Origin of the sequence: Arthrobacter sp. LjRoot78 (assembly GCF_964254335.1) — a bacterium.
Taxonomy (GTDB): Bacteria; Actinomycetota; Actinomycetes; order Actinomycetales; family Micrococcaceae; genus Arthrobacter.
The window spans coordinates 1,155,857-1,180,950 of record NZ_CAXUTG020000001.1 but is presented as its reverse complement, the minus strand read 5'-3'; the positions used below and the strand labels follow the sequence as shown (position 1 = coordinate 1,180,950).

Here is a 25,094-nt window from a genome sequence, read left to right as displayed (position 1 = left end):
TTTTGTCTTTACGGTGCTGTGATGGCGCCGCAGGGAAGCCCGGAACCGGGGGCAGTTTCAGGCCAGGACTATCAGGCCATCGTTGATTCGCTGCCCGACGCCCTGTTGGTGCTGGCCCAGGACGGCACCGTGGTGCTTATGAACCCGGCCGCTGAGCGGGTGTTCGGCTACTCACGGCAGGAACTGGTCGGCCATAATCACCGAATCATTCTTGCTGAGGGCTACCGCCTGGGATTCCAGCGCCTCTTCAAGGCCCTTCGTGTCGGTGGTCCGGAGTCCGGCTTCGGTTCGCCGTTCGAGGCGTACGGGCTCAGGAAGGACGGCACGGAGTTCAAGGGCGAGATAGCGTGCGGTGTCTTGGAAACAGCCGCCGGCCTTTGCATGTCCGTGTCGGTGCGGGACATGACCCATCGTGAAGAACCCGACGACGGACTCCGCGAGGCCGTATCCCTTCTGAGCGCCACCCTTGAGTCGACGGCCGACGGCATTCTCGTTGTCGGAACGGACGGCCAAATCGCCGGTGTCAACGAGCAATTCGTGTCCATGTGGGGCATTCCGCGCGGGCTGCTGACGACGCACGATGATGAAGCGGTGATCGGCTATGTGCTCGGGCTCCTGAAGAATCCTCAAGGGTTCCTGGACAAAGTGCACGATCTCTATGCCCACCCGCTTGCTGAGAGCAACGACGTTCTGGAGTTCCTCGATGGCCGGACCTTCGAACGGTACTCCCGTCCGCAGAAGGTGGCGGAAAAAGTGGTGGGACGCGTGTGGAGCTTCCGCGACGTGACCCCCAGGCTGGCTGCCCAGGACCAGGCGAAGCGGGCGATGGCCGATCTGGCCGAGCAGGCAGCCCAGCTCAAGGCCCTGGCGTTCCAGGACCCCCTGACCGGGCTTGCCAACCGCAAGCTATTCCATGACCAGTTGGCTGAATCGCTCCGGGACGGGCCGGCTGGGACCGTGGATGTCCTGCTACTGGATTTGGACGATTTCAAGGAAGTCAACGACATCCTGGGCCACCATGCCGGTGACGAGATGCTGACGGAAGTGGCACGCAGGCTGAGGTCCTGCGTCCGTCCCGACGACACGGTGGCCCGTCTCGGCGGAGACGAGTTCGTTGTCCTGCTGACCGGCTCCCCTGAACCGGATGCGGTGGCGGAATCCATCGTGGCCTCTCTGAACGTCCCCATGTGGATCGACGGAACCATGCTTCGCCCCAGCCTCAGCCTGGGCCTGGCCTCGGCGGGCCAGGACGCGGTGGCGGCCTCCGAGCTGCTCCGCCAGGCTGATGTCGCCATGTATGCGGCGAAGGCGGCCGGAAAGAACCGGTACATGAGGTTCGAGCCGGACATGATGACGGCGCTGGTCCAGCGGACGGACATGGAAGCCGGCCTCCGGCTAGCGGTCGACGCCGGGCAGATCATGGTCCACTACCAGCCGGTGATTTCACCGAAACTCGGCGAGGTGGTGCAGTTCGAAGCATTGGCCCGGTGGAAACGCAACGGTGAGATGATTCCGCCCGGACAGTTCATTCCGACGGCAGAACGCAGCGGCCTGATCTCGGCGATCGGCATGCAGGTCAAGCGGCATAGTTTCGTTGAGCTGCAACCCTGGCTGTCTGAGGATCCCGGACGCTCCGTTGCGGTCAACATTTCGGGGGTGCAGCTCAAGGACTGCCAGTTCGCCGAGGGCGTCCTGCGCCTGGCGGCCTCCTGCGCCACGGATCCGCGGCAGCTGGTGCTGGAAGTGACGGAGAGCGTCTTCTTTGATCCGGACGCACACGTGATCCGGCAACTCAACGCGCTCCGCGACGCGGGCGTGCGGGTGGCGCTGGACGACTTCGGCACCGGCTACTCCTCGCTGGGGCGGTTGCAGGAACTTCCCGTGGATGCGGTGAAGATAGACCGTTCCTTCGTTTCCATGGTCCGTACCGGCGCGGAGAAACTACCCATCCTGAGCTCAATGATCAACATGGCCCACAGCCTGGGCCTGACGGTGACAGCGGAAGGAATCGAGACCGGGGCCCAGGCCGGTTACCTGACCAATCTGAACTGCGACTCCTTGCAGGGGTACCTGTTTTCCCATCCGGAACCGGAATCAGGGTTGGAGCTTGCGCTGCTCCGCTCGGCGGACGCCATTGACGAGCTGCAGGGCGTTCACCTCGAGGCCTGAGGCGGAGACAGGTTCCCGCCAAAGTGCCTCAATGGACCCTGCGCCGCCGGCGCAGGGTCAGCTCAGCTGGTCGATCCTGTCCGTGCTGACCAGCGCCTCGCTGCGGTCCCACAGTTGCCGGGCCAGCCCGGCGTCGTAGGCCTGCTTGTTGGCTTTGGCCAGCGCCCGCTTGGCATAGTACGCGCCGGAGACCCAGTCGTGCCCCGGCTTAGTGGTCGCCAGCCACACGAGGGTGTCTGCGCCCTGATCGGGGGTGAGCATGAACCGCTTGATGAATGTCTTGTAGGCGAAACGGAACCAGCTGGTCGATTCCGCCGCGAAGTTGGTGGCGACGCCGCCCGGGTGGAAGGCGGCCGTGGCGATGCCGGCAGCGTTGTACCGGTAGTGCAGCTCGGTGGTGAAGAGGATATTTTCGAGCTTGGCAGTGCCGTAGGCCTTGTTGGTGGAGTACTTGCCGGCCGCGTCAAGGTCCTCAATGTCCACGTGTCCGAACGCGTTCGCAGCGCTCGACGTGTTGATGACCGTCGCGTTGCTTGCCGTCAGCACTTCCATGAGCTCGTTCGTCAGCAGGAACGGCGCCAGGTGGTTCACTTGGAAGGTCTTCTCGTGTCCGTCCACGGTCAGCTCTCGCTTGCCCATGATCCCGCCGGCGTTGTTCGCAAGCACGTCGATCCGCGGGTACTTCTCTTTCAGCTGCCTCGCCAGCGTGCGCACCTGGGATAGGTCAGCGAAGTCGCTGACAAAGTAGTCAGCGCCGATCTCGCGTGCCACCGCCTCGGTCTTTTCCGCGGAACGCCCGACGACGACTACCCGCTCCCCTGCCTTGGCCAGCGTCCGCGCGGCGGACGCGCCGATGCCGTCGCTCGCTCCGGTGATAACGATGGTTCGTGCCGTCATGAAGTGTCTCCCAATCATTGATGGAGCGTGCCGATAGCCGGCGTCCCGAAGCCCAGTCAGTACAACGACGGCGGCGCACCAGGCGTTCCGACCCCGTCAGACGCTCTCTCACTTCCTGCGCGCTTTTCCCCCGACGCTCTCTCACTTCCTGCGGGCTTTTCGCCGACGCTCTCTCTTGACCACATGTCGGGCGCCGGGGCCATAATCGGTCTGGGCACAATTGCGGTGCCCCATAGACTAGCCAGCGGTTGGCGCCGCCGGAGCAAAGGAGTCCTCGAATGACGAAGTACCTGATCTCGTTCCCCGGTGAGGCCATGGTAGTCCCCGAGGAGGAATTCGAGTCGGTGGTCGAAGCGTCGCATGCCGTCATCGAGGAGGCCAAGGCGGCGGGCGTGTACGTCTTCGCCGGCGGGATCGATGAGGACATAGACCCGGTACTCGTCACCGGTGACGGCACCGTCACCGAGGGCACGTACCCGGGCCACAAGGTGCCCAACGGCGGCTACACCGTGCTGGAGCTGCCGTCGCGGGAGGCGGCACTTGAGTGGGCCGCGAAGATCGCCGTCGCATGCCGCTGCCCGCAAGAGGTCAGGCAGTTCCAGTACGACCCGGCCAGCTGAGTTGGAACTGTTGGTTTCAGCTTTGGTGGTTTAAATGCGGGAGAGCCCCAACCGTGTGGTTGGGGCTCTCGACCTGAATGGTGTTCCGGCGGTGACCTACTCTCCCACACCCTCCCGGGTGCAGTACCATCGGCGCTGTGGGTCTTAGCTTCCGGGTTCGGAATGGGACCGGGCGTTTCCCCCACGCTATGACCGCCGTAACCCTTGCTCCGCGCCCTGGACGTGTGGTCCGGGGCGGGAAATCTGTGGTTACAACATGTGTTCTGCCGGTTAAGGCAGTTGTGGTGTTGTTATTTTATTGTTGATTCCTGAACGCAACGGGTTTGTTGGTTGGGAACCACATAGTGGACGCAAGCAGTCTTGTTATCTTCGTACCATTGTTTGGTGTGAACCCCTTTTGAATCGGGTTCACCAATGGTGTGTGGTGTAAGTTATCGGCCTATTAGTACCGGTCAGCTTCACGAGTCGTTAGTCCTCGCTTCCACATCCGGCCTATCAACCCAGTGGTCTGGCTGGGGGCCTCTCACACACAAGGTGTATGGAAATCTCATCTCGAAGCGAGCTTCCCGCTTAGATGCTTTCAGCGGTTATCCCATCCGAACGTAGCTAATCAGCGGTGCACTTGGCAGTACAACTGACACACCAGAGGTTCGTCCGTCCCGGTCCTCTCGTACTAAGGACAGCCCTTCTCAAATTTCCTGCGCGCGCAGCGGATAGGGACCGAACTGTCTCACGACGTTCTAAACCCAGCTCGCGTACCGCTTTAATGGGCGAACAGCCCAACCCTTGGGACCTACTCCAGCCCCAGGATGCGACGAGCCGACATCGAGGTGCCAAACCATGCCGTCGATATGGACTCTTGGGCAAGATCAGCCTGTTATCCCCGAGGTACCTTTTATCCGTTGAGCGACGGCCATTCCACAATGTACCGCCGGATCACTAGTCCCGACTTTCGTCCCTGCTCGAGATGTCTCTCTCACAGTCAAGCTCCCTTGTGCACTTACACTCGACACCTGATTGCCAACCAGGCTGAGGGAACCTTTGGGCGCCTCCGTTACTTTTTAGGAGGCAACCGCCCCAGTTAAACTACCCATCAGGCACTGTCCCTGACCCGGATTACGGGCCGAAGTTAGATGTCCAAAGTGACCAGAGTGGTATTTCAACGATGACTCCACCCGAACTGGCGTCCGGGCTTCAACGTCTCCCACCTATCCTACACAAGCCACTCCGAACACCAATACCAAACTATAGTAAAGGTCTCGGGGTCTTTCCGTCCTGCTGCGCGTAACGAGCATCTTTACTCGTACTGCAATTTCGCCGAGTTTATGGTTGAGACAGCGGGGAAGTCGTTACTCCATTCGTGCAGGTCGGAACTTACCCGACAAGGAATTTCGCTACCTTAGGATGGTTATAGTTACCACCGCCGTTTACTGGGGCTTAAATTCTCAGCTTCGCCTTGCGGCTAACCGGTCCTCTTAACCTTCCAGCACCGGGCAGGAGTCAGTCCGTATACATCGTCTTGCGACTTCGCACGGACCTGTGTTTTTAGTAAACAGTCGCTTCCCCCTGGTCTCTGCGGCCCCGATCCCCTCCCACCAGCAAGTGGTGTTCAAGGTTGGGGCCCCCCTTCTCCCGAAGTTACGGGGGCATTTTGCCGAGTTCCTTAACCATAATTCTCTCGATCGCCTTAGTATTCTCTACCTGATCACCTGTGTCGGTTTGGGGTACGGGCGGCTAAAACCTCGCGTCGATGCTTTTCTAGGCAGCATAGGATCACCGAATCCCCCCATACGGGGGTCCCGTCAGGTCTCAGGCATCATGAACGGCGGATTTGCCTACCGTTCGCCCTACATCCTTGGACCGGGACAACCATCGCCCGGCTCGGCTACCTTCCTGCGTCACACCTGTTAATACGCTTACCTCCCAGGATCAGGTCCCGCGCTCCACCAAAACCCTCACACCACAAGGGCGATCGGGCAGGCTTCGGGCAGTTAGTATCCCCTGTTCAGCATGGGCGGTTTTTCGCCGGTACGGGAATATCAACCCGTTGTCCATCGACTACGCCTGTCGGCCTCGCCTTAGGTCCCGACTTACCCAGGGCAGATTAGCTTGACCCTGGAACCCTTGATCATTCGGCGGACGGGTTTCTCACCCGTCTTTCGCTACTCATGCCTGCATTCTCACTCGTGTAGGCTCCACCGCTGGTTTACACCGCGACTTCACTGCCCACACGACGCTCCCCTACCCATCCACACTCCTGAACCACAAAGGCTTGGATAAAATGTGAATGCCACAACTTCGGCGGTGTACTTGAGCCCCGCTACATTGTCGGCGCGGAATCACTTGACCAGTGAGCTATTACGCACTCTTTTAAGGATGGCTGCTTCTAAGCCAACCTCCTGGTTGTCTTCGCAACTCCACATCCTTTCCCACTTAGCACACGCTTAGGGGCCTTAGTTGGTGGTCTGGGCTGTTTCCCTCTCGACTATGAAGCTTATCCCCCACAGTCTCACTGCTGCGCTCTCACTTACCGGCATTCGGAGTTTGGCTGACGTCAGTAACCTTGTAGGGCCCATTAGCCATCCAGTAGCTCTACCTCCGGTAAGAAACACGCAACGCTGCACCTAAATGCATTTCGGGGAGAACCAGCTATCACGAAGTTTGATTGGCCTTTCACCCCTACCCACAGCTCATCCCCTCCATTTTCAACTGAAGTGGGTTCGGTCCTCCACGACGTCTTACCGTCGCTTCAACCTGGCCATGGGTAGATCACTTCGCTTCGGGTCTAGATCACGCCACTGCAACGCCCTATTCAGACTCGCTTTCGCTACGGCTGCCCCACACGGGTTAACCTCGCGACGTAACACTAACTCGCAGGCTCATTCTTCAAAAGGCACGCCGTCACCAGAATCAGACTGGCTCCGACGGATTGTAAGCACACGGTTTCAGGTACTGTTTCACTCCCCTCCCGGGGTACTTTTCACCTTTCCCTCACGGTACTGGTCCGCTATCGGTCATTAGGGAGTATTTAGGCTTATCAGGTGGTCCTGACAGATTCGCACGGGATTTCTCGGGCCCCGTGCTACTTGGGATACTTCCCAGGCGGTACACAACATTACGGTTACGGGGCTCACACCCTCTCTGGCCGGCCTTTCAAGACCGTTCACCTATGCCTGCACATCACACCTCGCTGGTCCGGCAGAACCAGCACGGGAAGTCCCGCAACCCCGACCATGCAACGCCCGCCGGCTATCACACATGGAACGGTTTAGCCTGATCCGCGTTCGCTCGCCACTACTAACGGAATCACTATTGTTTTCTCTTCCTGCGGGTACTGAGATGTTTCACTTCCCCGCGTTCCCTCCACGCACCCTATGTGTTCAGATGCGGGTCACCAGGCAGCTCGCGCCCCTGGCGGGGTTTCCCCATTCGGACACCCTGGGATCACAGTCCGGTTATCGACTCCCCCAGGCTTATCGCAGATTCCTACGTCCTTCTTCGGCTCCTAATGCCAAGGCATCCACCGTGTGCTCTTAAAAACTTGACCACAAAAGATCAAAAAAACTAATTTTCGAGAGAACCACAGAAACCACTGCACCATCCCGAAAGACAGCACAACAGATCCAGGTTCATATTCTTGGAAATTGCTTCTTATAAAAGATGCTCGCGTCCACTATGTAGTTCTCAAACAACAACCCCGTACCACACACCCCACACACACCCGCCCCCACAAAAAGGACAAAGCAACCATGCGATCGATGCAGCCAGGAAACCAGAAACAAACAAGTACCGAACCACCACAGCCAAAAAGCCGCAGCACCCGGCCCTGTTGCCTCAGGACCCAACAGTGTGCCAAACACTAAACCACCACTCCCATCCCCGCACCGTTCCAGGACACACCCGCCGCAATTACTCACAGCAAGGGTCCGTACTAGGCGCAGGGAAAAAACCGGCGGCCGCTATTTGTTGATATTCCACCCGTGAGCACCCGCCGCAGAACTTTCGTCTGCGCAACGGGCATATACTCCTGACAACCCCGCCACACCCGCATACACGGGGCACGGTGGCTGTAGGTGCTCCTTAGAAAGGAGGTGATCCAGCCGCACCTTCCGGTACGGCTACCTTGTTACGACTTAGTCCCAATCGCCAGTCCCACCTTCGACAGCTCCCTCCCACAAGGGGTTAGGCCACCGGCTTCGGGTGTTACCAACTTTCGTGACTTGACGGGCGGTGTGTACAAGGCCCGGGAACGTATTCACCGCAGCGTTGCTGATCTGCGATTACTAGCGACTCCGACTTCATGGGGTCGAGTTGCAGACCCCAATCCGAACTGAGACCGGCTTTTTGGGATTAGCTCCACCTCACAGTATCGCAACCCTTTGTACCGGCCATTGTAGCATGCGTGAAGCCCAAGACATAAGGGGCATGATGATTTGACGTCGTCCCCACCTTCCTCCGAGTTGACCCCGGCAGTCTCCCATGAGTCCCCGCCATTACGCGCTGGCAACATGGAACGAGGGTTGCGCTCGTTGCGGGACTTAACCCAACATCTCACGACACGAGCTGACGACAACCATGCACCACCTGTGAACCGGCCCCAAAGGGGAAGGACTGTTTCCAGCCCGGTCCGGCCCATGTCAAGCCTTGGTAAGGTTCTTCGCGTTGCATCGAATTAATCCGCATGCTCCGCCGCTTGTGCGGGCCCCCGTCAATTCCTTTGAGTTTTAGCCTTGCGGCCGTACTCCCCAGGCGGGGCACTTAATGCGTTAGCTACGGCGCGGAAAACGTGGAATGTCCCCCACACCTAGTGCCCAACGTTTACGGCATGGACTACCAGGGTATCTAATCCTGTTCGCTCCCCATGCTTTCGCTCCTCAGCGTCAGTTAATGCCCAGAGACCTGCCTTCGCCATCGGTGTTCCTCCTGATATCTGCGCATTTCACCGCTACACCAGGAATTCCAGTCTCCCCTACATCACTCTAGTCTGCCCGTACCCACCGCAGATCCGGAGTTGAGCCCCGGACTTTCACGGCAGACGCGACAAACCGCCTACGAGCTCTTTACGCCCAATAATTCCGGATAACGCTTGCGCCCTACGTATTACCGCGGCTGCTGGCACGTAGTTAGCCGGCGCTTCTTCTGCAGGTACCGTCACTTTCGCTTCTTCCCTACTGAAAGAGGTTTACAACCCGAAGGCCGTCATCCCTCACGCGGCGTCGCTGCATCAGGCTTTCGCCCATTGTGCAATATTCCCCACTGCTGCCTCCCGTAGGAGTCTGGGCCGTGTCTCAGTCCCAGTGTGGCCGGTCACCCTCTCAGGCCGGCTACCCGTCGTCGCCTTGGTGAGCCATTACCTCACCAACAAGCTGATAGGCCGCGAGTCCATCCAAAACCACAAAAAGCTTTCCACCCCCCACCATGCGATGAGGAGTCATATCCGGTATTAGACCCAGTTTCCCAGGCTTATCCCAGAGTTAAGGGCAGGTTACTCACGTGTTACTCACCCGTTCGCCACTAATCACCCCAGCAAGCTGGAGGTCATCGTTCGACTTGCATGTGTTAAGCACGCCGCCAGCGTTCATCCTGAGCCAGGATCAAACTCTCCGTTGAAGTAAAACAAAAACGAACACAACTCAAAACCCCCGGGAAAACGGAAGAAAAAAGCTGCAAAATTTGAAACCAGCTGTAAAAACCAGACCACACCACGGGGTGGCGGATCCAGTCAATTCAACCAATCCATATAAATAAATTGGTATCAACAAACTTGGCACACTATTGAGTTCTCAAACAACAGACACACCCGGCACCACCACAACCAACAAACAGTCGCGGATCGCTCCGGAGCAACTTTCCAAACTTACCCGATCCCGGACCACTATGCAAACCGGCGTTTCCACCAACCACAAGCACCACAGGAAGGATCCCCACCAGGTTTCCGCACGCCACAAAAGCGCCGTTTTCCAGGCCGTTCAACAAGGGGGTCGGTCGCTATCTTTCCGCATCAGCGGCGGCGACTCGAATTACTTTACACGCCCGAAGCACCCCACACAAATCCACCCCCACACAGGGCGGGGCGGGCGTAAAACCCCGGAACGGCGGCGAATTTCGCCCAACTAGCCGCCCCAAAAACCCAAGCGGCCGGAGTCGGACTTTTATGGAGTGGGTCACACCGGGTCACGCGTCTACCCCTAGCCGCCGACATGGTGGATGGTGAACGCCGAGAGGAAACCCACGGACGCCACCAGGCCGGTGAGGTTGTGGTGCTCTTCGAAGGCCTCGGGAATCATGGTGTCGGCCAGCATGGCCAGGATGCCGCCGGCTGCCACCGCGGTAATGAATGCGACGGCCTCAGCGGGAGCGTTCTCGAGCGCTGTGTAGCCCAGCAGGGACGCCAGGCCGCAGAGCACGGCAATGCCGCCCCAGACGCCGAAGACATACCCGGCGCTTCGGCCCGCCTTCTTCATGCCTGCGGTGCTGGACAGGCCTTCCGGCACGTTCGAGATGAAGACGGCGGCCAGCATCGCGGGGCTGACGGTTCCGGCAGTGATGAGTCCCAGCCCGAGGACCACCGACTCCGGAATGCCGTCCAGGAGGGCGCCGACGGCGATGGCCGTGCCGCTGCCGGGGCTGTCCTTCTCGGAGGGCTGCTGGCCTTTGGACCGTTTGCGGTGCTTGGCACCTGAGCGCGCCAGCAGGGCGTTGGCGCTGACGTACACCACGGCACCGGCAAGGAATCCGGCCGCCGTGGGCCACAGCCCGCCGCCGTCCACTGCCTCGTCCACCAGCTCGAACGCGAGAGCGGAGATGAGGACGCCCGCGCCGAAGGCCATGATGGAGGACACCAGCTTCGGAGGGATGGTCCACTTCCACGACAGCCAGGAACCCAGCACCAGCGCGCCTCCCGCCAGCGTTCCCCAGAACATGGCCTGCGCCCACATCGGCATGCGTACCACCTTCCGCGGCCACGGAGCCCGGGCTGCAAAAACAGATAGTGCCGGACGCTGAGCCGTCCGGACACCTCCAGTATTGTTGCAGACTCCGGCGACAAACGAGTTCAGCGGCGCTGTGCCCACCGAAAAATTACGCACGACGCCGGGCGGCCGGCTCGCGCCGCCGGCATGACGGACGCTGCAAGACGCCGGCCAAGCCTCCAGCCGGCCCGCTCCGAACCCCAGCAGCACCCCCTTGAAACCTGCCCGGCCCGGCGTATGGTTTTTGCATGGGACCGATTCTGGACACCCTTGTTATCGGAGCCGGGCAGGCTGGCCTGGCCACCAGCTACTCGCTGGGCCGGACCGGCGTCGAACATCTATTACTGGAACGGCGTGCCGCCCTGGGCGGCGCCTGGCAGGACCGCTGGGATGCCTTCTGCCTGAACACCCCGAACTTTTCGCTCGCGCTGCCCGGCGGTTCCTATGACGGACCAGCACCGGAGGCCTTTATGCCGCGCGCGGACGTCGTGGAATACATGCGGCAATATGCCGCGACCATCGGCGCGCCGGTGCGGACCGGCACGGACGTCACGCGCATTGCACCGGCGGAGCACGGCGGCTTCAGCGTGGAGACCACCGAGGGAGCCTGGCGGGCGCGCAACGTGGTGCTGGCCACCGGCGGCTACCAAAAACCGAAAATCCCCGCATTGTCCGCGCGGTTCCCGGGCCACATCGTGCAGTTGCACACCGACAGCTACCGCAATCCGGAGCAGTTGCCGGATGGCGCCGTCCTGATCGTGGGGACCGGACAGTCGGGCGGGCAGATCGCCGAAGAACTGCTCGCCGTCGGCCGGGAAATCCACCTGGCGGTGTCCACCTGCCCGGAAGCGCCCCGCCGGTACCGCGGCCAGGACCTCCTCTTCTGGATGATGCACCTTGCCGAGCACGGGCCCGATTACGGACTGAACGGCCTCACCGTGGGGCAGCTGCCCTCCCCCGCCGCACGATTCATGTGCAACCCGCTGGTTTCCGGCGCCGATGGCGGCCACAACATCCACCTGCGCGACCTCGGCCGCCAGGGCGTCCGGCTGCACGGGCACCTGGAAGCAGCCGACGACGGCGAACTCACCTTCAGCGACGACCTCCCGGAGCGCCTGGGCGTTGTTGAGCGCACGTTCTACCAGCGTATGCGGCCGATGTTCGATGCCTACATCGCCGCTGCAGGGATTACGGCACCGGAAGCGGACCCGCCGCGCAGGGACGACTGGCTGCCGTCCGAACCGGCGCGGCTGAACCTGGATGCCGCGAACATCACGTCGGTCATCTGGGCCACCGGCTACCGGCTGGACTTCGGCATCCTGGACATTCCGGTGCTGGACGAGTGGAACTACCCGCGGCATCAGCGAGGGGTCACCGAGCACCCGGGCCTCTACGCCGTGGGGCTGCCTTGGCTGACCGGACACGGTTCGTCGATCGTGGCCGGCGTGGGCCGCGACGCCAAGTACATTGCGGAGCACATCGCCGCCCGCTGACGCGGCGGCAGACGCGGGCTATCGCAGAGGCTGGTTATCCGGAGCAGAGCCCGTCGAAGTCCACCGGCGCGGCCAGCCCGGCCGAGCAGAACCACTCCGTGGCCCAGGCCTGGACCGACGGCAGGGCGAGCTGCTCGGCCACGAGTTCCGGCGGCCCATCGAACACCGATTGCCCCGCTTCCAGGTGCTCCCCGGTGCCGCTCCCGGCAAGCAGCCCGAACAGGGCCGGCTGGTCCACGAAGGGAAGCGTCCCGCCGTCGCCATCGGTCAGGACGCCCCAGCGCGAGGTGAACAGCGAAAAGTCCTCCGGACGGCCGCCTTGGTCAAGCGCGAGCGGACAGGTGTCGCCGTCGAGCTGTATCCGCCGGTAGTTGGGCTCCGTTTCGTCCAGGGCCAGCAGCTGGAGTTCGTCCAGCCACGAAACCCACACGGTGGTGCACTCCCCCGGCCGGGGGTAGGGAGCGGCGGCGATGTAGCCGGCCCTGCTGACGTGGGCGGAGTGGCCCACCGCGATGTTGCTGAGCTGCCCGCGGACCAGGGGCAGGACCGGGCTGACCGGCTGGTGGTAGGCGGCGAACTTCCGCCGCATCACGTCGGCGCTGGCATTCGAGCCGATGGAGACCACAAGGAAGCGGGAGTCCAGCGGTGCCGCGTTGGCTTCCGCGAGGGCTTCGTCCAGGCCAGTGAGGTCAAGGGGCATGAAGCCGTCGCGGTCCATGACGCCCGAGGCTTCGGGCGGATCCCACGGATACAGCAGCGGGTCGAGCCGGCCGGCGCCGGCGGCGTCCGTCAGTCCGGTGCCCGGTCCCCCGTTCGGTTCCATGCGCTGCCTCCTCGTGATCCGGGAATGTGCTGCCGGAGTCAGTCGCCCATGCCGGGGTGGACGGGCACAAACTCGATCTTGTTTCCCGAGCTGGTTTTCTTCTTCGGCGACCGCGAATATCCCCGCGCGTCCAGATGGTTCTGGGCGCGGAATTCGGCCAGGGCGTCGTCGTAGGCCTTGTTGAGCCTGCCGCCGGAGAGTTCCTCCGTGGTGCCGTCGGCAAAGGTGACGGCGATCCGGACTTTTTCCGGGAAGTGCCGGTTCATCCTGATGAAGCCGTCGGCGTCCTGCTGGAGATTGATCAAAGTGTGGTCCGCTTTCGTGGGTGGTGTGACTTCCAGTGTCCCGCACTTTTGGGCGGGGCGGGGCCTCGCCAGAGTAAATAGGCCCGACGGCGGCAGCGGCCGGCCACGTTAAAACAACCCAAGGACCGGCTGGGGGAACCGGGCCTTGGGCGTTGCGGGGAGCCGGCGCAGCAGCTCCCCCGGGACGGGCGTCAGTTCGACATTGAAGTGACGCCGCTGGTGTACCAGCCGGTGTACGGCGACCACACGCCGTTGCTGCCTTCCTGGAAGCTGACCTTCTGGTAGATCTCCTCGTTGCCGATCTCGCCGTCCACCAGCGTGCGGACGTTGTGGATGGTCACGGTTCCGCTGTACTGGTTCAGGTGGCGGCTGAACGTGGAGGTGCCCAGGTGGTCGTCGCCGTTGGGCCAGTCGTCTTCCTCCCAGCGCTGCTGGGTGATGTTGACGTAGCGGTCCGTGCTGCAGCGGACCTGGATCTGGTAGTCCACCAGCTTCACGCCGGCGGAGTTGTGGCCGGCGAACACGGGCCGGAGCGGCGTGACCGAGCAGGCATAGTTTGTGCCGGCTGCCTGGGCCGGGGCAGCGAGGGCGAACGGTGCCGCCACCGCCCCGAGTCCGATGGCGGTCAGCAGGGCCACCTTGCGGCGGGCGGTGTGGGACTTTTTGGTGGTTGGGGCGTCGGACATGAAAGTGCTCCTGAGGGGAAAGATGCGAGTGGATGAGACGTGCTGCCCGTTGATTCGGGGCTTGGATTGAGGCGTCGGTTCCGCCGGTATTTCCCGCGCGTTCCGATGTATCCATAGTGAATCCGGGCACCCCTCCCGCACTTCCGTGCTAGCACGGTTTCTACTCGCCGGTACGGAAAAGCCCGCCTGCCTGAGATTCGGACCTTCCCAACCCAAGGAAGTTTGTTCTAACATAAGGACAAACTGCGTCATACGCTAATAAACACCCTCACGGGGACGAAGGAGATCTTGTGAAACTTGGACTCGTTGGATTCGGCTTCGGCGGGCGGTACTTCCACGCCCCGTTCATCACGGCCGCTGACGGGGTGGAACTGGCGGGCATCGTGACCCGCTCCCCCGCCCGCCGCGCACAGGCCGCGGAGGAGTACCCGGACGTGCCGCTCTACGATTCCCTCACCCAACTGCTGTCCGCCGGCGTGGACGCCGTAGTCATCACCACGCCCCCGGAGACGCGCCGCGAGTTGGTGCTCGAGGCAGTTGCGGCCGGTGTGCACGTCGTGGCGGACAAGCCCTTCGCCCCGAACGCCGAGGTGGGGCGCGAACTGGTGAAGGCAGCCGCGGACGCCGGCGTGATCCTCAACGTGTTCCACAACCGCCGCTGGGACACGGACATCCGGACCCTTCGCTCCGTGGTGGATTCCGGCGCAGTGGGCAAGGTGGCACGCTTCGAGTCCCGCTTCGACCTCGACCAGCCGGATACCCTGGAAGCCGGCCCCGCGGGCGGACTGCTGCGCGACCTCGGCAGCCACCTGGTGGACCAGGCGCTGTGGCTCTTCGGCCCGGCCGCCAGCGTCTACGCCACGCTCGACTGGGTGGACCTGGACGCCGGACGCACCGACTCGGGTTTCTTCGTGACCATCGCGCACCGGAGCGGCGTGAAGTCCCACGTTTCCGCCACCAAGAGCAACCGGCTGGTCGCGCGGGAACTGCGGCTGCTCGGCTCCGAAGGAAGCTACGTGTCCCAGCAGTCCGATGTCCAGGCCCTCGCGGCAATAGCCGGCAAACGCCCGGCGGACGATCCCGCCGCGTGGGGTTACGAAGAGGAGAGCCGCTGGGGAACGCTTACGACGGCGGCGGGCCAGGTCCGCGTGCCGTCCGAGCAGGGCGCGTATCACCACTACTACGAGCAGTTCGCGCTGGCCGTTGCCGGTAAGGGACCCGAGCCGGTTCCGGGTACCGAGGCTGTCCACACGCTCGAGGTCCTGGACGCCGCCCGGCTTAGCGACGCCGAACAGCGGTCGGTGGACATCGCGGACTGACCGACCCCTTCGGAACCACACCGTCACCGTTTCGGCTGCAGCTCCTGGCTCCAGAGGACAGTGCCGTTGGCGTTGCGGAGGCTGACGGTGAAGACGTCGTCCTCGTTCAGGTCCACGTGGCCGAAGAACTGGTTTTCGCCGCTGCGCGGTGACTGGTTGGCGTAGGCGCCGGTCTTGTAGAACACCCTCTCGGGGCCGAAGGTGCCGTCCAGTTCGCCGGGGCCGAAGCTGCCGGCGTTGATGGGGCCGGCCACGAATTCCCAGAAGGGGTCGAAGTCGGTGAAGCCTGCTCGCACGGGCGAGTAGTGGTGGGCGGCGCAGTAGTGGACGTCTGCCGTCAGCCACACCACGTTTTTAACCCGGTTGCGCTTCAATGCGGAGAGCACTCCCGCGATCTCGAGTTCCTTGCCCAGAGGGGCCCCGGCGTCGCGGTTGGCGAGGGATTCCTGGTTCACCGGGCCGTCGGGGACGATCAGGCCCAGCGGGAGGTCGGCCGAGATGACCTTCCAGGTTGCCTTGGACTTGCTGACCTCGCTGATGAGCCAGTCGGCCTGCTCCTGGCCCAGGATGTGGGTGAGGTGCGTTTCCTTGCCGTCGGTGTTGGGGTCCTTGAAGGTGCGCATGTCCAGGCAGAAGACGTCCAGCTGCGGGCCGCGGGAGATCTTGCGGTAGATGCGCGCCGGTTCGAATCCCGTGCTGCCGTCGCCGATCCGGGTGCTGAGCCCGGAGATTGGCTGGTATTCCTGCCAGGCCTGGCGGCCGCGCGCGGCCAGGACGTCAATGCGGCGTTCGGTGTAGCGGGCGTCGGTGATGATCTCCCCGGGGTACCAGTTGTTGTGGGTTTCGTGGTCATCCCACTGGGCGATCACCGGCACCTCCGCGTACATTGCGCGGACGTTGCGGTCCATCAGGTTGTAGCGGTGCCGGCCGCGGAACTCGTTGAGGGTCTCGGCCACCTTGGAAACTTCCTCGGTGACAAGGTTTCGCCAGATCTGCCCGTCGGTCTCGGTGACCTGCGAGGCGATGGGGCCGTCTGCGTAGATGGTGTCGCCGGAGTGGATGAAGAATTCCGGCTTGGTGGCGTGCATGGCCGCGTAGCCGCGCATGCCGCCGATCTCCTCGTTGATGCCCCAGCCCTGGCCCGCGGTGTCGCCGGTCCACACGAAGCTCTGCCTGCGGGGTGCACGGCCGCTGCTGAGCAGACCGTTTCCGGGTGCGGTACTAAAGGAGCCCTGCGCGGTTTCGCCGGCGTTGCCGTCGGCGTCCTCGAAGTGCAGACTCAGCGCGAACCGGGTGCCCGACGGCAGATGCTCGGCATTGATCCGCGAGGTGAAGTCGGTGGCTTCGCTGGCGGCACTCCCCCGCAGCACGCGCTGGAACGCACGGCCGCCGCGGAGCGGCACACCGTCCTCGTCCACGGCCAGCAGGTTGGCCACCAGCCGGCCGGGGCCCGACGCCCGGGACCACAGGACGCCGGAATCGGCGGTCACATCGCCGGTGGCGATTCCGGACGGGAGGGTCAGGCGGTTGCGGACCAGCGCGACGCCGGCATGGGCGGCGGTGGTTGAGCTTGTCGAAACCACGGGCACGACGGCGGCAGCTCCTGCGGCGGCAAGGGCACCTTTGAGGACATTTCGGCGGGTGAAAGCAGTCATGCTGCTTATCGTTGCCGGGGCGGGTGAATTGGTGGTGGCGGGGGTGTGAACCGCCCGTGGAGCTTGCCGAAACCGCAGCCGGTGCCATACTCAAGACGTGACGACGACATATTCGTTCCGTGGCGAGCTGTGGCACTATCCGGAGGAAGCCGGGTGGCATTTCATCACACTGCCACAGGACCTGGCGGACGAAATCAGTGACGAGGCCGCTCCCTTCCGCAAGGGATTCGGCTCAGTGAAGGTCACAGCATCCATCGCGGGCAACAGCTGGTCCACGTCGATCTTCCCGGAGAGCAAGAGCCGCTCGTACGTCCTCCCGGTCAAGAAGGCCATCCGGACGGCGGCCGGCATCCTCGCCGGAGACGACGTGGACGTGGAGCTGGTCTTGGTGCTCGAGGGCTGATCTTACTGCCAGGCGGCGGCAGTCGGTCACTCGCCAAAAGGCCCTATCCCGCGCCTTCCTGCAGGACTACCATGCAGGTGCACAGCCACGGTCGGACTACCCGCCGCATCAGTGCTGAAGCAACTGCGTGGAAGGACATGTCATGGAATGCATCACCTGGTTCGCGCCGATTCTGCCCGGGAAACTGGACGAGTGGAAGTCGCTCATCGAGGAGATTGAAGGCCCCCGCAAGGAGGAACACCGGCGTTCCCGCGAGCGGATGGGCCTGACCCGGGAAGTTGTCAGCCTCATGCAGACCCCGCAGGGGGACTTTGCCTGCCTGTTCCACGAAGCCGAGGATCTGGCCAAGTCCTTCCAGACCGCCGCAAACTCGGACGATCCGCACGATCAATGGTTCGGGGAGAAGATCCAGGCAATCCACGGCATCACTGCTGAGATGCTGCAGGGCCCCCTCCCTGCGTCGCTTGCTTACGATTACAAGGGCTGACGCCGCGAAGGTCGGAAGCAGCGAACGCGGGAAGCAGCGAACGACGGCGGGATGCCGGCAGCGATTGCCAGCCTCCCGCCGTCGTACTTTTCCGTCGTTGAACGTGGTTAAAGCTGTCGGACCCGGCTAGATCCGCGGCGATGCGTATGGCGCACTGGGAAGGTTGCCCGCCGTCCACGGCGCAGTGGAACGGATGTCGGGCAGGTGACCCCGGCCGTCGGTCAGGACGGCGCGGACGGTAACGCTAAGAACCCAGAGTCCAAGAAGCAGGATGCCGAGCAGTTCCATGGTGTTGCACCTCGAGTGAGTGTGTGCGGATAGGGTGATTTCAGTGTGTCCGGCAGGCGTGTGAGCAAACGTGTGAGCCCCGCAGACGCCGGAGAGCCCGCGGCGTACCATGAGCCGTATGGCCGAGAATTGGATTCGGCTCCTCGGTCCGCCCGCGATCGAGACCCCCGGCGCAACTCCCATGCAGCCCAGAGGCCGCAAGGCCTGGGCAGTGCTGGCCTATCTCGCGTTGCAGGCGGACGGCACCGGCCGCTCCCGCACGGCGTCGCTGCTGTTCCCTGATGCCGAGGATCCCCTCGGCGCCCTGCGCTGGAACCTGTCCGAGCTGCGCCGGACGCTCGACGGCGTGACGGTTGCCGGTGATCCCCTGCGCCTGACCCTTCAGCCGCCGTGGCGCTGCGATGCATTGGAAGTGGTCGGTTCGGCCGGAGTTCCGGGCATTGATCCGCGGCGATTCAGCGGCCAGCTGCTGGAAGGGCTGTCCTTCGCCGATTCCCCGGTCTTTGATTCCTGGCTGGCGGACCAGCGCTACCGTCTGGACAACGTCGTCCAGTCCCTGCTGTACGAGGCAGCGCTGGCGGCCTTGGCTACGGGCGCTCCCGGCCAGGCGGCGGAACTGGCAACGCTGGCCCTGCACCGCGATCCCTTCCACGCGGACTGCAACGCCGTCCTCGTCAAGGCGCTCGTGGCCCTCGGCGAGCACCGCCGTGCCCGCGAGCACGTCACCAAATGCGGCAACCTCTACCGCGAGGAGCTTGGGCTGCCGCTGCCCGCGGAAATCCGGCGGGCGCTGTCCGATGCGGCTCCGGAGGCGGACCCCGGGATGCCGGCCACCGCAGCGACGGTGCGGTCCTATCTCGACGCCGGCGGCGCGTCACTCTGGGCAGGCGCCGTGGACCGGGGCCTCGATCAGCTAAGGCTCGCGGTGGTGCTCGCCCAGCGCACCGGCGACGCGCATTTGGTCGCCGAGTCCCTCGTGACCCTGTCCGGAGCCCTGATCCACCAGGCGGGCGGGCGCGGCGCGGAGGTGGCGGATTTCCTGCACCGCGCCCTGCAGGCGGAAGGGCCCGACGGCGCCTCCCGGACTGCCGCTGCGGCGTACCGCGAGCTGGGCTACTTGTCCGTGCAGCGCGGTGTCCCGGACCGTGCGGCCGGGTGGCTGGACCGGGCGCTACGAGGGGCTGAGGGATTCCCCGACGAACAGGCGAGGGTCCTGGCGATCCAGGGGATGCTGGCCTCGGATACAGCAAGGTACGAGGACGCCGTGACGGCGCTGATCGAATCCGGACGGCTGGCCAGGGCGGTCGCAAACCGCCGGCAGCAGGCGTTCAGCGAGGCGCTGCTTGGCAGGGTGCACCTGCTCCGCGGTGACTTGGACAAGGCGGCTGCTTCACTGGACCGGGCACTGATTTGGATTGCGGAGGAGCACTGGACGGCATTCGAGCCGTTCGTCGACGGAGTACGCGGCGAGACCTACCTGGCTGCCGGAAAGCTGGAGGAAGCCGCAGCCATGATCGACCGGTCCTGGGTGATGGCGGATCTGGCCGGCGACCACTGCTACATGGCCCTCGCTGCCGGCGCAGAGGCCCGGCTGTTCCTGACGCACGGCGATCTCGCCGCAGCCGAGCACTGGATAGACCGGGGGCTTGAGCCCAAGCCGTGGTACCTCTGGTACACGGCCCGGCTGCTGGACACGGCAGCGGAGGTTGCCATAGCAATGGGCTCGCCGCGGGCCTCGAAGTTCGTGGAGAAGCTCGCCGAGCTGGCCGGCCGCAGCGGAATGCGGGAGTTTGCGGTGCGGGCGCAGTCCCACCGTGCGGTGCTGGGTGATGAGGCCGCGGCGCAGGCTGTGCCGTGGCTGGCGAAGGAAATCGGGAATCCTGCGCTCGATGCGTTCCTCATGCAAAGGCACCGCGGTTGAACCTGCCCTGCGCTTGCAGGAGGCACCCAAGATACCGGTGGCGCACCGGGTCGCGGGCGTGGTAGCTTTCGAGAGATCGTGATCTTTCGGCAGGAGGTGAGTCCCATGAACGCTGTATCCATAGTGGGCGCTCCCCCGCAGTCCACGATCGCGCGACTGAGGTAGTCGCCGCCGGGAGCGCCCAACAGGCAATTCGCGAAAGGCGACTCCCATGAACACAACACCTTCTTCCCCCCTGAACTCCGCTGCGACGAGCGCCGGCGAGCGGGCGTTGGTCCTCGGTGGCGGCGGATCGACAGGCAATGCCTGGCTGATCGGCGTCATCGCCGGCCTCTACGATGCCGGGCTGGATGTGACCGAGGCCGATCTGATCATCGGCACCTCGGCCGGATCGACGGCTGCAGCCCAGATAACCGGCGCGAGCCCCACCCAGCTGCTTGCCAGCATCCTTTCCGCCGAACCCCGGCAACGGACTGCCCCGCCAGGATCCGACGGCGGACGCGTCCGCACCGGGTCAGCGGCGAACCATATGGAGAGAACAAGCCGCATCATCGCCGCCGCCGAGGATGCGGCCGACATGCGCCGCAGAATGGGTGCGGCGGCGCTCGAGTTGGATGCGGCGTCGGACGGTTCAGGGCAAACGCGGTGGCGCGACACCGTCGCCACCCGGCTGCCCAGCCAGCGCTGGCCCGAGCGAACGGTGCTCATCACGGCGGTCGATGCCCATACCGGTGAACCGGTGGTGTTCGACCGCCACAGCGGAGTCGACCTGGTGGACGCCGTCGCCGCCAGCTGTGCCAGTGGCTTCGCCTACAGGATCGGGCACAACGGATACATCGACGGCGGCTACCGGTCCAACGCCGACAATGCCGATCTGGCAGCCGGGTACGCACGGGTGCTGGTCCTGTCACCCTTCGGCGGCAGATCACGGACTCCGGTGAACTGGGGCATGCATCTTGCAACACAGGTCGACGAACTACGCGCACGTGGAAGCCGAGTCGAAACGATCTTCCCGGATACCGACTCCGGGCACCTATTCGGTGCCAATGCGATGGATCTGTCCCTGCGTCCGGCCGCCGCTCGGGCCGGTTACGAGCAGGGCAGCGCCCTTGCCGGGCAGCTCACCGAATTCTGGCGCTGACGCTGTAGCAGTCAGCCTGCCCACAAGAACAGCTTAAACAAAAGCAGGGCCTGCCAAATGAATGGCAGGCCCTGCTTTATGAAACCTAAACGGTCCCGGGTATCTAAGAAATTAGATAGCCTGGATGTTTACAGCCTGGGGACCCTTGGGGCCCTGCTCGGTTTCGAAGGAGACCTTCTGGTTCTCTTCGAGGGAGCGGAAGCCGGAGGAGTTGATCGCAGAGTAGTGTGCGAAAACGTCCTGTGAGGAGTCATCGGGGGAAATGAAGCCGAAGCCCTTTTCAGCGTTAAACCATTTGACGGTACCAGTAGCCATTATTTATGTCCTTCGTGAAGGTGGAGGAACTGTCCCGACTTTCGGGTCCTCCGGTGTGGGGTGTTCAAAACCGCTACTTCAGAAGAACGAGGACTTTCGACCCCGCGTACTGCCTGAACTACCAAATACAAACACAACAACGGTCTCTACTGTACACGGGTTTTCAGAGCGGCTTTACCACCGGCATCAGCGGGATGTCCTGGACGGTGATCGACCGCGGCCCGTCGAACCCCTGCATGAACACCGTCACGAAGCTGAGGGACACCGTGCCGCCCGTGTCAGGCAGCTGGCTCTCGAAGTTGATGGTCCCCTTGCGCTGTCCCCCGGGCGGTATTTCGGGCTGCCAGCTGCTGCGGAAGGCATCGGCATCGAACGTCGTCCCGTCCGGGCCGGTGAGGATGGCGTTATGGAAGAGGGGCAGCGACATGGAGCTACTGGTCCCGTTACGCACATGGATTTCCACCCGGGTGAAGTGGGCAGTGCTCTGGACGCCTAGCACGGTCACAGTGACGCCCTGCGCTTCCGTCACCACCTGGCGTGCCAGCCGCTGGGTGCCTTCCTCGTTCCCTGAGAAGTATCCGACGGCGTAGCTCGCTCCTGCTGCCAGCAGCCATCCGCCGCCACCAAGCAGGAGCAAGGTCACCAGCACCGTGGCGATAACTGGACGGGAACGCGTACGCGGCGCGGCCTCCGGGTGCCCCGGCCTCAACGGGCGTGCAGGTCTTGCCGGCTGTCCGAGGCTCGACGGGCGATACTGCGGCTTCGCCCGCGTGGGCGCCGGCTGTGGCTTGTCTTTGACGTAATCGAGCGCCTCGCCGCCCAGGGCAACAGCAAGGCCCATGGCCGGGGTGACGAACCACGTCCACGTCGGTGTCAGCTCGGTCAGGAACGCGGTCAGGCTATTGCCGATCAGCCCCACCACATTGATCGCCGCCGCGAAGAGCAGCGCCGCGCCGAGGCCTTTCTTCCTTACAGCCGCCGGGGCGGGCCGACGCCCCTCCCGGCCGCCCGCCGCTTCGGGAGGTGAGCCGCCGCCGTCGTACGTCCCTTCAACAAAGCGGAGCAGCACCTGTCCGATCCCCACCTCATCGCCGTCGGCGAGCTCTGTGGGCGAGGTGATCTCATGGCCGTTGACCCAGGTACCGTTGCGCGACTGCTGGTCGGTAAGGATTGTCCGGCCGTCCAGCGAAGTCAGTTCAGCGTGGCGGCGGCTGACTCCGGACACCGGCAGGCGCAGCCTTGAGCCTTCGCCGCTGCCGATGGTGGTTGTGCCGTGCGGAATGCGGATCCGGCGTCCCGCCGCCTCGCCGTTGACGACCACAAACTCGTCCCGCAACCCCGATGCATCCACGACTTCCCCGACCAGCCAGGAGGGCGCCGGCCCCCGAAAGGAGAAAAACCGCCCCCGGCGCTAGCGGACGGCATACAGCAAGTCTCCTCGCGGCGCGCGGGGCTGACAAGAATGAAAAAGCCATTCACGACGGCGGGTGGCGGGGACTTTCGGCACTTCCCCGGCCTCGGGACCACGCGGAGCCTGTGAGTATGGCGGCTGCTACCACTAGGCAGGTGAGCGGGATGGTAAATCGCACGAAGCTGCTGGTTCTGGGCGGAGCACTGGGCGCCAAGGTTGCGGCCTATCTGGTGTGGCGTCCGGCCATGCTGCGCTGGGGGACGCAGGGTGGGGAAGCCGTTGAGCCTTTGCCCGGCGACGGTCATGTACCCCGTCCGGCGTTCCAGAGCACGCGGGCCATCACCATCGACGCGCCGCCGGAGCGCGTGTGGCCGTGGATAGTGCAAATGGGGATCTACCGCGCCGGCTTCTACACCCACGACCTCGTGGAACGGGCGATGTTCCACGCCCGGTACGTCGAAGGAAAGCACTCGGCGACGCGTATTCACCCGGAGCTGCAGGACCTCAAGGTCGGCGACCTGGTGCCTTATGGCGGTGGCGTCTACGCGACCGTGGCGGAGATCGAGCCCCACCGGCACCTCGTAGCGGGAGAAGCGTTTGTACTGCGTCCTCTCCCGGGAAACCGCACCCGCTTGATTGTTCGGTGCCGAGGGATGGGTTACATCAGTGCTGCGGCTCAGGGTGCCGCGGCCGATGCCCCGGCGCTGACCAAGGCCATCGCGTTCGCCCTTCATCGTGTGCCCGGCGCAATGCTGCTGGCCCGCGGCATGGACTTCTTCATCGGCGACCCGCTGCACCACTACATGGAAGTCGGCATGCTGCGCGGCATCAAGCTCCGTGCTGAAGGGACGTACGACGGCGGCTATGCCGCCGGCGTTCGTCCCTCGCCATAGTGGCGCCCTCAGGGCCGTTACCCCCGACTAAGGGCAGGCCCCAGCGACGGCCTTGGAGGCGTTCACGCGGCCGTTCGCCCAGAAGGATTCAGTGCCGGACTTTCTCTCGGCGGTTGATTCGACCTTTGCGCGGACGTCAGCGTTAGTAGGGCAGGCCTGCGTGCTCCAGACGAGAGCGGCAGTGGCGGCCACGATCGGCGAGGCCATTGAGGTGCCGCTGGCAACGTCATAGCCCATGGCCCGGCCGTTCTGTGTACCCAGGACGAAGGGGTGGTTCGGGAAGGTCGAGTAGACGTTGACACCCGGCGCCGCGATATCAACCCACTTGGCGCCGTAGCTTGAGAAGGATGCTTTGTCGTCCCTGTTATCCGTTGCAGCGACTGCAATAACGTTGGGGTAGGCGCCCGGGTAGATCTGGGCCGGAGTACCGGCGTTACCGGCCGCGGCCACCAGCACCACACCCCGATTCCAGGCGTTGTTAACGGCCGTCTCAAGCGTGCGTGAAGAGACGCGCAGTCCGAGGCTCATGTTGATCACCTGGGCCCCATTGTTCACGGCCCAGTCGATGCCCTTGGCAATGGCTGAGCTGGAACCGGACCCGTTGTCGTTGAGAACCTTGACGTCCAGGATGCTGCAATCCGGGCACACGCCTGCGACACCAATATTGTTGTTGCGGATGGCAGCAACGATGCCGGCGACGTGGGTGCCGTGGCCGTATTTGTCTTCGCCGGTTGCCGCATCACTGAAGTTGGCGCGTGCCACAACCTTCGGTGCGATATCGGTGTTGTCGATCGCCACGCCTGAATCGACAATGGCAACCCTCATGCCGCCGCCGGTCGTGACACTCCATGCTTCGACGGCGTCCACATCGGCGTCCACCGTGCCCGCGGCCACAGTCATCGTGCTGAGCGTGTTGCTAAATGATTGGCCGTCGTTTTGCAGAGCATATTGGCGGGGAAAATATTGGTCGTCGGAATCGGCAGTAGCAGTCTGGTCCGGCTCGGCATACTCAACTGCCGGGTTCCGGCTTAGGGCCTCGACAAGGTTCAATTCTTTGCCAGCCGGCACTTCGATGAGTTGAGCACCGGTGCTGCCGATACCGGCGCCCTCCTTGAGCCCATGCTGGCGAAGAACGCCGGCTGCCGCGCCATTGTCGCGGAATTTAACCATGATTTGTCCCGCGATATGTGACGGCGCCGAGGCCGCGTTGCCCGGGACCGCTGCGGCAATTCCGCTAAGGCCCATGATTACTGCTGCGACACCGGCTACCAGGATCTTTTTCATTCAGTTATCTTGC

Annotated in this window: 19 protein-coding genes and 3 rRNA genes; 9 read left to right on the top strand and 13 right to left on the bottom strand. The window is 63.5% G+C overall.

Features of this window, described 5'->3' with window-relative positions; genetic code table 11:
- Positions 1–21: 21 nt before the first annotated feature.
- Positions 22–2,169, top strand: a complete 2,148-nt coding sequence (locus ACSQ1X_RS05560) for a sensor domain-containing protein (RefSeq protein ID WP_436056962.1) — start codon at positions 22–24, stop codon at positions 2,167–2,169.
- A gap of 57 nt (positions 2,170–2,226) precedes the next feature.
- On the opposite strand, the gene ACSQ1X_RS05555 is transcribed toward ACSQ1X_RS05560, so the two are convergent.
- Positions 2,227–3,066, bottom strand: a complete 840-nt coding sequence (locus ACSQ1X_RS05555; protein ID WP_055804317.1) for an SDR family NAD(P)-dependent oxidoreductase — start codon at positions 3,064–3,066, stop codon at positions 2,227–2,229.
- Between the two features lie 278 nt (positions 3,067–3,344).
- Here ACSQ1X_RS05555 and ACSQ1X_RS05550 point away from each other — a divergent pair, with 278 nt between their 5' ends.
- A complete protein-coding gene (locus tag ACSQ1X_RS05550; protein ID WP_436056961.1) occupies positions 3,345–3,686 on the top strand; it encodes a YciI family protein in 342 nt (113 codons plus the stop codon).
- Positions 3,687–3,769: 83 nt separating this feature from the next.
- On the opposite strand, the gene rrf is transcribed toward ACSQ1X_RS05550, so the two are convergent.
- The 4 genes from rrf to ACSQ1X_RS05530 form a co-directional block, all read right to left on the bottom strand.
- A 5S ribosomal RNA gene (gene rrf, locus ACSQ1X_RS05545) occupies positions 3,770–3,886 on the bottom strand.
- Positions 3,887–4,107: 221 nt separating this feature from the next.
- Positions 4,108–7,233 (bottom strand): 23S ribosomal RNA (locus ACSQ1X_RS05540).
- A 537-nt stretch (positions 7,234–7,770) separates the two neighbouring features.
- Positions 7,771–9,296 (bottom strand): 16S ribosomal RNA (locus ACSQ1X_RS05535).
- The 16S, 23S and 5S rRNA genes sit together here, the layout of an rRNA operon.
- A gap of 578 nt (positions 9,297–9,874) precedes the next feature.
- Complete coding sequence (locus ACSQ1X_RS05530; RefSeq protein WP_055799053.1) at positions 9,875–10,630, bottom strand: ZIP family metal transporter; 756 nt, start codon at positions 10,628–10,630, stop codon at positions 9,875–9,877.
- 275 nt (positions 10,631–10,905) lie between these two features.
- Here ACSQ1X_RS05530 and ACSQ1X_RS05525 point away from each other — a divergent pair, with 275 nt between their 5' ends.
- Entirely contained in the window at positions 10,906–12,150 is a 1,245-nt protein-coding gene (locus ACSQ1X_RS05525; RefSeq protein ID WP_436056960.1) for a flavin-containing monooxygenase, read from the top strand.
- A gap of 34 nt (positions 12,151–12,184) precedes the next feature.
- On the opposite strand, the gene ACSQ1X_RS05520 is transcribed toward ACSQ1X_RS05525, so the two are convergent.
- The 3 genes from ACSQ1X_RS05520 to ACSQ1X_RS05510 form a co-directional block, all read right to left on the bottom strand.
- Complete coding sequence (locus ACSQ1X_RS05520) at positions 12,185–12,973, bottom strand: hypothetical protein (RefSeq protein WP_436056959.1); 789 nt, start codon at positions 12,971–12,973, stop codon at positions 12,185–12,187.
- A 38-nt stretch (positions 12,974–13,011) separates the two neighbouring features.
- Complete coding sequence (locus tag ACSQ1X_RS05515) at positions 13,012–13,278, bottom strand: hypothetical protein (protein ID WP_436056958.1); 267 nt, start codon at positions 13,276–13,278, stop codon at positions 13,012–13,014.
- A 191-nt stretch (positions 13,279–13,469) separates the two neighbouring features.
- Positions 13,470–13,964, bottom strand: a complete 495-nt coding sequence (locus tag ACSQ1X_RS05510) for a hypothetical protein (protein WP_436056957.1) — start codon at positions 13,962–13,964, stop codon at positions 13,470–13,472.
- A 290-nt stretch (positions 13,965–14,254) separates the two neighbouring features.
- Between ACSQ1X_RS05510 and ACSQ1X_RS05505 the strand changes: the two genes are divergently transcribed.
- A complete protein-coding gene (locus ACSQ1X_RS05505; RefSeq protein WP_436056956.1) occupies positions 14,255–15,283 on the top strand; it encodes a Gfo/Idh/MocA family oxidoreductase in 1,029 nt (342 codons plus the stop codon).
- Between the two features lie 23 nt (positions 15,284–15,306).
- Here the strand turns inward: ACSQ1X_RS05505 and ACSQ1X_RS05500 are convergent, their stop codons facing one another.
- Positions 15,307–16,938, bottom strand: a complete 1,632-nt coding sequence (locus tag ACSQ1X_RS05500) for an alkaline phosphatase D family protein (RefSeq protein WP_436056955.1) — start codon at positions 16,936–16,938, stop codon at positions 15,307–15,309.
- A gap of 97 nt (positions 16,939–17,035) precedes the next feature.
- Between ACSQ1X_RS05500 and ACSQ1X_RS05495 the strand changes: the two genes are divergently transcribed.
- Positions 17,036–17,341, top strand: coding sequence for a DUF1905 domain-containing protein (locus ACSQ1X_RS05495; protein WP_436056954.1), 306 nt, complete (start codon positions 17,036–17,038; stop codon positions 17,339–17,341).
- 142 nt (positions 17,342–17,483) lie between these two features.
- Complete coding sequence (locus ACSQ1X_RS05490) at positions 17,484–17,828, top strand: DUF6176 family protein (protein ID WP_055799077.1); 345 nt, start codon at positions 17,484–17,486, stop codon at positions 17,826–17,828.
- Positions 17,829–17,954: 126 nt separating this feature from the next.
- Here the strand turns inward: ACSQ1X_RS05490 and ACSQ1X_RS05485 are convergent, their stop codons facing one another.
- Entirely contained in the window at positions 17,955–18,116 is a 162-nt protein-coding gene (locus ACSQ1X_RS05485) for a hypothetical protein (RefSeq protein ID WP_200939319.1), read from the bottom strand.
- 118 nt (positions 18,117–18,234) lie between these two features.
- On the opposite strand from ACSQ1X_RS05485, the gene ACSQ1X_RS05480 reads away from it, so the two are divergent.
- Positions 18,235–20,037: an SARP family transcriptional regulator gene (locus ACSQ1X_RS05480; protein ID WP_436056953.1), complete on the top strand. Its 1,803-nt coding sequence runs from the start codon at positions 18,235–18,237 to the stop codon at positions 20,035–20,037.
- Positions 20,038–20,248: 211 nt separating this feature from the next.
- The gene (locus ACSQ1X_RS05475; RefSeq protein ID WP_436056952.1) at positions 20,249–21,178 is read left to right on the top strand and encodes a patatin-like phospholipase family protein; all 930 of its coding nucleotides are present in this window, start codon (positions 20,249–20,251) and stop codon (positions 21,176–21,178) included.
- 111 nt (positions 21,179–21,289) lie between these two features.
- Here ACSQ1X_RS05475 and ACSQ1X_RS05470 read toward each other — a convergent pair whose 3' ends face one another.
- The gene (locus ACSQ1X_RS05470; protein WP_003806113.1) at positions 21,290–21,493 is read right to left on the bottom strand and encodes a cold-shock protein; all 204 of its coding nucleotides are present in this window, start codon (positions 21,491–21,493) and stop codon (positions 21,290–21,292) included.
- Between the two features lie 163 nt (positions 21,494–21,656).
- A complete protein-coding gene (locus tag ACSQ1X_RS05465) occupies positions 21,657–22,844 on the bottom strand; it encodes an FHA domain-containing protein (RefSeq protein WP_436056951.1) in 1,188 nt (395 codons plus the stop codon).
- Positions 22,845–23,068: 224 nt separating this feature from the next.
- Here ACSQ1X_RS05465 and ACSQ1X_RS05460 point away from each other — a divergent pair, with 224 nt between their 5' ends.
- A complete protein-coding gene (locus tag ACSQ1X_RS05460; protein ID WP_436056950.1) occupies positions 23,069–23,797 on the top strand; it encodes a hypothetical protein in 729 nt (242 codons plus the stop codon).
- Positions 23,798–23,824: 27 nt separating this feature from the next.
- On the opposite strand, the gene ACSQ1X_RS05455 is transcribed toward ACSQ1X_RS05460, so the two are convergent.
- Positions 23,825–25,081, bottom strand: a complete 1,257-nt coding sequence (locus tag ACSQ1X_RS05455) for a S8 family serine peptidase (RefSeq protein ID WP_436056949.1) — start codon at positions 25,079–25,081, stop codon at positions 23,825–23,827.
- Between the last annotated feature and the right edge of the window lie 13 nt (positions 25,082–25,094).